Raw genomic sequence first — 10,958 nt, forward strand, 5'->3', positions numbered from 1 at the left:
ATATGATTATGAAAAGATTACTACTATTATCTATAATGATGTGCTGTTCTTTTGCTTTTGGGCAAAACTACCAGTTTTTAGGAGAGTATGACTCGTTAGGAGTTCCCTTATACCTGGAGTCACCGGGTGATGTGGTAACACAGGCAACTCACGATTTAGTAAACAATTCATTGCCGGAAAGCTATCCGGTACCAATATACAACCCGCAATATATATCGGCAGGATATGATACTGATATTGAGCTGCTGGAAGCTGCCGATGTGTGGGTAACCTTTGTAAAGGAAGGCGCCGGTTATAAAAACGTATTGGGGTTTTATACTTATGATATAAACAATCCATATACATCGGCTCCGCAACCGGAAGACATTACCATTATTTTCCCTAATGCCTCCGAAGGAGGATATGGTGGCGGATTATCTGCCGGGAATAAGGTTAAAATAGGAACCTTCCCTGCGGGTACAGGTATAGGCTGGGTACTGCTTGCTAACGGATGGAACGGAAGCGCCGTAACCGGAGGTGCATGGCAGTTGTTTTCTAACCCTGATTTTAACCCTGAAGCAGATCCCGAATTACGTCATCACAATGTATTGCTTTCTGACCCTGAAAATGAAAGGGTACTTTTAAGCTTTGAAGATATAAGAAGGGATTACCAAAGCTGTGATAACGATTTTAATGATGTGGTTTTTTATGTAACCAGCAATCCTTACACGGCTATGAAACTGGTTAATGTAGCCGATGTGGATAGCGCTAACGACGTTTCTTCTGCCAATGATGGCGGACTGGAAAGCAACGGTAGCCTGGCAGGGCTTATTGCTAACAGGAACTTTACAAGGGCTAAAAACAATAGTTTCCTTAACAGGAAACAATTACAAAACCCCTATGTGTCATCTAACAGTATTTTAAAAAACGGTCAAACAGTAAACTTTTCGGCACTGTTGCCAACAACAGGGATGTTTGGTACAGAAACACCTTATGTATCAAGCCCTGAAGATTTAACCCAAATCACTAATGCAGAGCAGGTGTTTTCGGTAGATTATTATTCGGGTTCAGAAAGGGTAGCTGCAGCACTGGCAACACAAACTACAGGAGGTGTTTACGACCACTCTAAAGCAATATGCGACAGGCTTAACGGTTCGTCTCTGGAGGATGTCCGCACTATTAAACTTCAGGGGCATGAACTGATTATGTCTAAAATAAAACGATCTAACGGAATAACCGAATATGCCCTTACTTTTTCAATACAGCAAACCGAAACGATAAGCTATTTACACAGTTACTGGAATATAGGTCAGTATCCGGTAGGAGATTATCTTAACTTTCAGGTATGGGGTAGTAATATGGGGCAGGTAAGCAGTATAACCAACTATATTTTAACTCAGTTAGCCGAAGATAATACAGTAACCGATGTTGAGGTTGAAAACAGGATACCACAGGTGTTTGTAAAAAACGGTATTTATAAGAATGGTAGCCTTAATCTTGAAATAGTAAACAAAACAGCATCGTTAAATCTGAATTTTGAAGGTAATAAAAGAATAACAGAACAGGCAGATGTAGAGAATATTACCGAAGGAAGTATACTTACTGGAGATTATAATCAAAGTCTTGTGGTACAAACAGAAAGCTTATTTGATATTGGTTTTTCGGTTAACACACCCGAATCGGTTAGAACAGATGCGTTGTATCTGGCAGATGGCCCGTGGGGAATTGATTATGATGCTCAGGTTACCGGTATTACTTCCTTCACTGTACAACCTTATGAGCAAGATGGGCAGGAAGGTTATAATATAGAAAGAAATGCTTCCTTAACCGGACAGACCAGCGGTACTGTAAATCTTTTCAGGAATATATTGGCGGGAGAGCTTACACTTGATGTAAGTGATTATGAAGCCCTTAATTTTACCCTGCAAAACTCTCATACTGTTGAGGTGGTTTTGGTTACAGAAAACCTAACTGATTGGGAAAACAGATTAACCTATCAGTTGCCAGCTCACAGTGAGGGGACAGGAGTTAGTATACCTTTATCGGCTTTTCAAAATTTACAGGGAGAGTCGTTTAACGGGGCGAGGGTAAGGAGCATTGTATTCTCTGTAATAAGCGGGTACATGGCTACTGAAGATTTTGACATAACCGTGAGCGACATGAGTTTTGGAGCTCAAACTCTATCGGTTCCCGAATTTGAAACACTACACACAAATATATTTAATTATCCCAATCCTTTTAAAGGATCCACCACTGTAGTATTGCCGGAAGATACTGAGGTGAAACACGTAACATTTACAGACATGTTAGGAAGAACTATAGTAAGCAGCGGGTATAAAAAACAAACTTCCGGAAAAGAACTGCTTTTAGCTAACATTAATCTTCCCGAAGGGATTTACATGATGAATGTGGCAACTGTGGATGGTAAGGTTTACCAAACACGTTGTATGATAAGGTAAGAGTCCCTTTAAACTGTAATTGAACTCCGTTTTCTTATAAGGGAACGGAGTTTTTTATTTAAGCATCCCGTTTTGAGGACAGAGTAAATGGAAGCGAGAGAATTTCGGAAAATGGTCTAAACGTGAATAGACAAAATCCTAACTTTGCTGAAGCAATATTCCAATATAAAGTCAATGGTTCGATAATTAATATTAAGTATACTTATAACGACTCAGGAGGCAAAGTATTAAGGGTTTTTTCAATTTCTCAAACAAAAAGGTCCTTTAAATAAAAATAATCATTAATGGAAAATAAAAAAGAAAATAGTATTTTAAAATGTTTTGTTTCTGTTACTGTAGGTAATTATAATGATACTCAAGAACAGATAGATTTAGCAACTGAACAAGGTAGAGAATTTAGGAGCTATATTTGGGGAGAAAAAGGGATTAGTAATAAAATTGAACAATTAAATTTTGAAGACTATGGTAATGATTTAAAACTTATTCTTTTTCAATTTTATGTTAATCCTGATGTGATTGAAATGCAAAGTTTGCCAAATATTGAAAAATATAGGAAAAGAGAAAAGTCAATCGGAATCCCAGTGATTATTAATAGATTAAATTTTTTCAATAAAAGCGAAAATGAAAGAAATGAGTTTTTAGAAAAATGTTTTATACAAAAACTTGATGTTTTAGAAAAAGTAATCATTAAAGAAAAGCTTGATACAGATATTGAGAAGTTAAAGACAAATATGATAGCTATATTGAAATAACAATAAAGGGTGATTTATCAGATTAAGTGTTTTGATATAAATACAGTATAATCATTTGAAAAACAGTTTTGTAAAAATATTTAATATGAAATGCTACCTTACTCTTAATAAAAAATATAAATCTTAATTTTGTAGGCTAACCACCCTAATTTTATGAAGTTGCTTTATCTAAGAGTTTATTTGTTGTTAATGTTTTTGGTTTCTTTCTCTGCTCAGGCAAATCAAACTCAGGATACTGTTTCTCCCCAAAAATTAAGATTAACATATCAGGAGGCTCTGGCAAATCAATCATATAACAAAGCTTTAAAAGCTTTAAATAAACTTGGCAATCATCTTATATTTAATGAAATTAAACATAAGGATAGTTACATTTTATTTAGTGGTTTTAAACCTTATTTAGCTAAATGTACAGATATTGAAGAACGGGCTAGGTTTTATATAAATTATGCCGAAGCTGCAACTTATGCGCAGGACTATAAAGGCTCTTTAAAAATTTTAAAAGAAGGTACTTTGTTTATGGAGCAAGTTAAGGACTCCAGCCTTTATGAATACGGATATGTTTATTTAAAAGCTGCCGAAAACACTAATAAACTTAATATGTTTTCAGAAAGCTCTCTTTATTTTCAAAAGGCAGAGACATTGTTTACGCATCAAAAAGATACCTTAATGCTGTTGTGGACAAAAAGTGGTTTAAGTACTTTGTTTAGTAACTATGCCATTTATGATAAAGCAGCAGAAGAAAGAGAGCTGATATTTAAACTGGGTAATAAAGACAAGTACGCACAGGTTTTGGCAATAGCTCATCTGGGAGCAGCTTCAGATGCCTTTTTTCAAAACCAATCTGATGAAGAGTTGTATCATATAAATCAGGCATTAAAAGCAAACAGTAAACATTCGGATATAAGTGAAATAGTAAATATAATAACGCTGGCTTACGCCTCTACTACATACGCAAGACATAATGATGAAGAAAAATCTAACTATTATTTTAAACAGTTAAACCAAAAGCTAGAACACAAGGATAACCAAATTCCGTTTATAAATAGCTATTACAAGTTAGCACAAAGTCAAAATGCATTGTTAAACACACGTTTTAAAGATGCAGAGAAATATGCCCAACAACTATTGGTCAATTTAAATAAGGTTAACGACTGGCAGGCGCTGGCAAGAGCGTATTTGCTGTTGGCAGAAATTAATGAACAGCAAAAAAACAATCTCAAAGCCCTTCATTACTTTAAAGAGTATGTAAGCCTTAAAGACTCAGTAAATAAGGCAGCATCGCGTAAAAAGTTTGCCTATGTACAAACGCAGTTTGAAACAGAAAAAAAAGACCTTGAGATTATAAGAAACAATCAGGATATAAAACTGCTTCAGGCAAAAAACCGCATTGTTAATCAACGTTATATATTTGGAGGAATCCTCATTGTGAGTCTATTTATTCTAATTTACATATGGCGTTTACGGTTATATGCAATAAAAAAGGCGAAGCTTCAAAAAGAATTTGCCCGAAACCTCATTAAGCATTTAGAACAAGAACGAAAGCGTATAGCGGGAGAACTGCACGATAGTATTGGCCAAAATCTCCTGTTAATTAAAAATAACCTTATGCTTCATAAGGAAAAAGATACCGGGCTTGTTGAACAAACTATAAATGAGGTAAGGAATATGTCTCAGAGCTTGCATCCTTTTCAGTTTGAAAAATTAGGACTGCTTACTTCTATTGAGCATACTATTCAAAATTTTCAAAGAAACTCAACTATCTTTTATTCAGAAGATATACAGGTTGACAATCTGAAAATAGAAAAAGAGAAAGAGATTTTTATTTACAGAATGGTTCAGGAGTGTTTGGCTAATGTAGAGAAACATTCGCAGGCAAAAGCATGCAGAGTTGAGGTTACCGAAACAGATACTTATATTAAATTTGAAATAAAAGATAACGGAATTGGTTTTGATGTAAGTGAGAAAATGGAAACCATTAATAGTTTAGGACTTAAAAACCTTAAAGAGCGTGCTGCCTTTTTAGGCTCTTTAGTCGATATTAACTCAGTAAAAGGCAAAGGCACTACTATAACTATTAAAATACGCAAAAATTAAGATAATGATACCCGTACGTGTTTTTTTGGCAGATGATCACCCATTATTATTAAATGGCACAAAAAGCTTTTTAAAAGAAAAGCTATATGATGTTGTTGCTACTGCCGAAGACGGTAATGATGCGTACAATAAAATTTTAAAACACCAGCCCGATGTAGCCATATTAGATTTTGATATGCCTAAACTAAACGGACTGGAAATAGCAAAGCAGATAAAGCAGAATAAAATACCTACTAAAGTTATTATACTAACCCTGCACAAGCAAGAAGCTATACTTCAGGAAGTAGGGGAGAGTATTGCAGGATATTTAACTAAAGATACTGCTCTTAATGAACTTGAAGAGTGCTTGCTTAAGGTTATGGATGATAAAGAATACATAAGTACTAACCTAACACAGTCTATACACTTTGATTATAAAGAACGTGCTGTAGATAAACTAACCGTTACCGAAGTGAAAATTTTAAGGTATTTGGAGCAGGGATACACCAGTGCTCAAATAGCCGAAGAGCTATTTATCTCAAAACGAACGGTAGAGAAGCACCGTAGTAATATTATAGAGAAGCTGGACTTGCCTTCGGGGTCAAATGCTTTAATACTTTGGTTAAAACAAAACCCCGACTTTTTATCATAATTAATTATTAAATTTTATACGTAGGTGTACGTATGGTTTAAGTTAAGTACCCACGGTAGTTTTGTAGGATAATATTATCGTCCTAATTATGAAATACCAACTACACCTATTTATTCCGTTAATTTTTGGAATATTAAGGCATAGCAATGCCCAATTACAACCCGATACAAGGGGAAGTTTATTACAAGCCGTTAATACATTGGCGTGTACTAAACACATACAGCTAATTCATAAATATTGTAATACTAATAAAAAATAATATTTATGAGAGCACTATTACATTTTATATTTATAAGCCTGTTTTTAGTAAGTGGTACAAATGCAGTATCTCAGGTAATTTTCCAGGAAGATTTCGATAACATACCGGGAAGTACTGCAGGTGGACTGGGAACATACAGTTTTCCTTCGGGGTGGACGCTCGCTAATGTTGATGGTTTCACTCCAGACCCTAGCGTAAGTTACTTTAATAATGCTTCCTGGATTCGTAGAGAAGACTTTTTTAACGTACAAGATTCAGTAGCAGTATCTACATCATGGTATGAACCGGTTAATGCTTCAGATGACTGGATGTGGACACCTGCTATAAATTTAGCATCAGCAAGCTACTATAACCTTCAGTTATCGTGGGGAGCTCAAGCTCCGGATCCTGAATTTCCTGACGGGTATGAAGTACGTATTATGACAACTCCCCCAACAGGTAGTTTAGGCGTTATGGGTAATATGCTTACAAATTCGGATGTGTTATTTTCAACAGAAGCCGAAAACTCCGATTGGACAACAAGAACAGTCAGCTTAAACAGCTATACCGGGCAAACCGTATATATAGGCTTTAGGAACAATAGTATAGATATGTTTTTATTATTTATAGATGATGTAATAGTAGAAGAACTGCCTATAACGCCAAGTACAGAAAACGTTTTGTATGTGAATAAAAATGTTGTTGGCGGAAACAAAAGCGGTGACTCATGGGAAAATGCCCTGCCCGAAGTTGCCGACGCTTTGCGATGGGCAAATGGTAATCAAGACCCGGCTTGGGCAACAACACCTTTACAAATTTGGGTAGCGGGAGGGACTTATAACCCCTTATACAGCCCACAGGATGGAGGAAACTTTGGCACTAATCAAGATAGATATAATAGTTTTTTACTTGTAAAAGATGTACAGCTGTATGGAGGTTTTGCAGGTACAGAAACCACTTTATCACAAAGAGATTTAAGTATAACTACAAACGCTTCTGTTTTAAGTGGTGATATAGGTATACCTAATAATAGTAGTGATAATACTTGTCACGTAGTAGTAAGTACAGAAGATGTGGGTTCGGCAGTGCTTAATGGTTTTACTGTTACAGGTGGATATGCCAGTATAAATAACCAAATAATTGTTAACGGACAATCTATTATTAATAATTCAGGAGGGGGTATATATATTAATAATTCTTCCCCAGGTTTGATGCATTTAACTATTGTAGAAAACAATTGTAATTATAAAGGTGGAGGACTCTACATTCTTGACTCTTCCTCCCCAATTATTGACTCTTCCTCTCCAATTTTAAAAAATATAATAATTACCGGAAATGAGGCTAATTACGGAGGTGGTATGTGCTGTTCTGCTTCTTCACCTAATTTAACTAACGTAACTATGATTGGTAATAGTGCCGGTGGTTATGATAGTGGTAATGAAATATATAATACATATTCTTCTTCTTATAATATAACTAACAGTATTATATGGGGGCAGGTAACAAATAATAGTGTTACTGTTTCATTTACAATAAATAGTAATTCCCTTATACAAAATGCAAGTAACACGGCTAACGGTAATATTGATGCTACAGGACTTACAGCCGAAGACATTTTTACTGATCCTGCTAACGGAGATTATAGTTTAAAACTGGGTAGCCCTGCTATTGATGCAGGTAGCAATACATTATATACAGATGCCGGAGGTAGCTTAACAAATGATACAGATTTGGCTGGTAACCAAAGAGTTTTAGATGGTATAATTGACATAGGTGCTTATGAAAATCAAGGAATTGATTTATACCCCGATGCTAATAATGTTTTATATGTAAACAGTAATGTAAGTGGCGGTAATGGAGATGGCTCTAGTTGGGAAAATGCAATACCACAACTTGCTGATGCTTTGAAATGGGCAAAATATAATGAAGATTCGGCTTGGGTAACACCACCCTTACAAATTTGGGTAGCGGGAGGTACATACACACCTTTATACAGCCCACAGGACGGTTTAAACTTTGGTAGCGATCAAGGTAGGGCAAACAGTTTTTTGCTGGTGAATAATGTACAATTGTATGGAGGTTTTGCCGGGAGTGAAGCCAATCTTAGCGATCGTGACCTTAGTCTTGCCGGCAATGCTACAGTTTTAAGCGGCGATATAGGGGCTCTTAATGATCTTAGTGATAATGTATATCACGTGGTAGTGAGTGCCGGTAATGTGGGGACGGCCCTATTAAACGGTTTTCAAATCAACGGGGGCAACGCCGATAGCAATGCTAACTTGACCATTAATGGCCAACTTATAACTCATAGGAATGGCGGCGGAATTTTCCTTAGGGCTTCCTCTCTAAGCTTAACCAATGTAAAGATCAGCGAAAATACAGCAATTTTAGGAGGCGGGATGAGTAATAGTGATCATTCCTCTCCTAGCTTAACCAATGTGATGTTCAGTAAAAATACAGCGGGTAATGGCGGCGGGATCTATAATAATAATTGCACTCCGAGCTTAACCAATGTGACGATTAGTGAAAATACAGCGGATTTTGGCAGCGGGATGTGTAATTTTGGGGGTTCTTCGCCAACGATAAATAACAGTATTGTTTGGGGAGAAATTATTAATGATTTTTCTTCTTACGCAACGTATACCCATAGTCTTATACAAGGAAGTAGCAACTCTTCTAACGGCAACATCGATGCTACAGGGCTTGCAACTGAAGACATTTTTACCGACCCAGCTAACGGAGATTATAGTTTAAAACTGGGTAGCCCTGCTATTAATACAGGTAGCAATACAACCTATACTAATGCCGGGGGAAGTTTATTGAATGATACTGACGTAGCCGGAAATGCAAGGGTATATGATGACAGCTTCTTTGAATTGGATATAATAGATATGGGAGCCTATGAGTATAGTAGCGACCTGCCTGTTTATGAAGCTGATTTTAGCATTAGCCCTTCTGCAGGATGTAGTTTGCCACACACAGTATTTTTTACAGATCAGTCTGAACAACCGGATACTTGGGAATGGGATTTTGGCGACGGAAGTACTTCAATAGCACAAAACCCTATTCATACCTATGCATCACAAGGAGAATATACAGTAACATTAAAAGTAACCGATACAATTTTTAATACTTTTGATATCCATACAGATGTAGTTACAATACAACTGCCAACAGTTGATTTTACAACAGGTGTACCTTCAAACTGTACTGATTATACCCTAGCTTTTACAGATGCTACTGCTTTTAGTGGAGATGGCAGTATTACAGCTTGGGAGTGGAACTTTGGTGATGGTACTACATCTGTAGTACAAAATCCTGAGCATACTTACAGTACATCAGGAACGTATACGGTTACACTAAAAGTAACTACAAATACTGGTTGTACATTTACAAAAACAAGCTCGGTTACGGTAAACAATCCTCTTTCAGGGAGTACTACAGTTACTAATACATCTTGTAGTGGCAGTAGCGATGGTGTAATAAATTTAACTGTTACCGGAGGTGCAGCGCCTTACACATTTGAATGGAGTAATTCTGCAACTACCGAAGATATAAGTAACCTTTCGGTAGGAACTTATTCAGTAACAATTACAGATGATAATGGTTGTACTACAACTACTTCTGCTGAAATTATTAATGGAGATACCACAGCACCAGTAGCAGATGTAGCGACTTTAGCCGACATCACAGCACAATGTGAGGTTTTAGAAAGTGATGTAACTGCACCAACAGCGACAGACAATTGCGGTGGATTGGTAACAGTAACCAATGATGCTGTTTTCCCAATCACAACACAGGGCACAACAGTAATCACATGGACTTATACCGATGAAAATGGTAACTACAGCACACAAACGCAAAATGTAGTAATTGAAGATACCACAGCACCAGTGGCAGGTGTAGCGACTTTAGCCGATATTACAGCACAATGTGAGGTGCTTGAAAGTGACGTAACCCAACCAACAGCGACAGACAATTGCGGTGGATTGGTAACCGTGACAAACGATGCAACCTTCCCAATCACAACACAGGGTACAACGGTAATCACTTGGACGTATACCGATGAAAACGGCAACTACAGCACACAAACACAAAATGTAGTAATTGAAGATACCATCGCACCAGTAGCAGATGTAACAACTTTAGCCGATATTACAGCGCAGTGTGAAGTACTTACTACCGATATAACGGTACCAACAGCAACCGACAACTGTGGCGGAGAGGTAACAGTAACCAATGATGCTGTTTTCCCAATCACTACACAGGGTACAACAGTAATCACATGGACGTATACCGATGAAAATGGCAACTACAGCACACAAACACAAAATGTAGTGATTGAAGATACTACAGTACCAGTAGCAGATGTAGCTACTTTAGCTGATATCACGGCACAATGTGAAGTGCTTGAAAGTGAAGTAACTGCACCAACAGCAACCGATAACTGTGGCGGAGAGGTAACAGTAACCAATGATGCTGTTTTCCCAATCACAACACAGGGAACAACAATAATCACATGGACGTATACCGATGAAAACGGCAACTACAGCACACAAATACAAAATGTAGTAATTGAAGATACTACAGTACCAGTGGTAGATGTAGCGACTTTAGCCGATATCACAGCACAATGTGAGGTACTTGAAAGTGATGTAACCGCGCCAACAGCAACCGATAACTGTGACGGAGTAGTAATGGTAACCAATGATGCCGTTTTCCCAATCACAGCACAGGGAACAACAGTAATCACATGGACGTATACTGATGAAAATGGAAATGAGTCCACTCAAACGCAAAATGTA

The 10,958-nt window shown here is 37.1% G+C and carries 5 protein-coding genes; all 5 read left to right on the forward strand.

Features of this window, described 5'->3' with window-relative positions:
- Positions 1 to 8: 8 nt before the first annotated feature.
- Positions 9 to 2,438, forward strand: a complete 2,430-nt coding sequence (locus tag GN157_RS06415) for a DUF4114 domain-containing protein (protein WP_197429410.1) — start codon at positions 9 to 11, stop codon at positions 2,436 to 2,438.
- Between the two features lie 284 nt (positions 2,439 to 2,722).
- On the forward strand, positions 2,723 to 3,190 hold the full coding sequence (locus GN157_RS06420) for a hypothetical protein (protein WP_157482270.1): 468 nt from the start codon (positions 2,723 to 2,725) through the stop codon (positions 3,188 to 3,190).
- 153 nt (positions 3,191 to 3,343) lie between these two features.
- Positions 3,344 to 5,284: a sensor histidine kinase gene (locus GN157_RS06425; protein ID WP_157482272.1), complete on the forward strand. Its 1,941-nt coding sequence runs from the start codon at positions 3,344 to 3,346 to the stop codon at positions 5,282 to 5,284.
- Positions 5,285 to 5,288: 4 nt separating this feature from the next.
- The gene (locus GN157_RS06430) at positions 5,289 to 5,915 is read left to right on the forward strand and encodes a response regulator (RefSeq protein ID WP_157482274.1); all 627 of its coding nucleotides are present in this window, start codon (positions 5,289 to 5,291) and stop codon (positions 5,913 to 5,915) included.
- Between the two features lie 264 nt (positions 5,916 to 6,179).
- A partial coding sequence (locus GN157_RS06435; protein WP_157482275.1) for a PKD domain-containing protein occupies positions 6,180 to 10,958 on the forward strand: 4,779 nt, incomplete at its 3' end.

Origin of the sequence: Flavobacterium rakeshii (genome assembly GCF_009741375.1) — a bacterium.
Taxonomy (GTDB): domain Bacteria; phylum Bacteroidota; class Bacteroidia; order Flavobacteriales; family Flavobacteriaceae; genus Flavobacterium; species Flavobacterium rakeshii.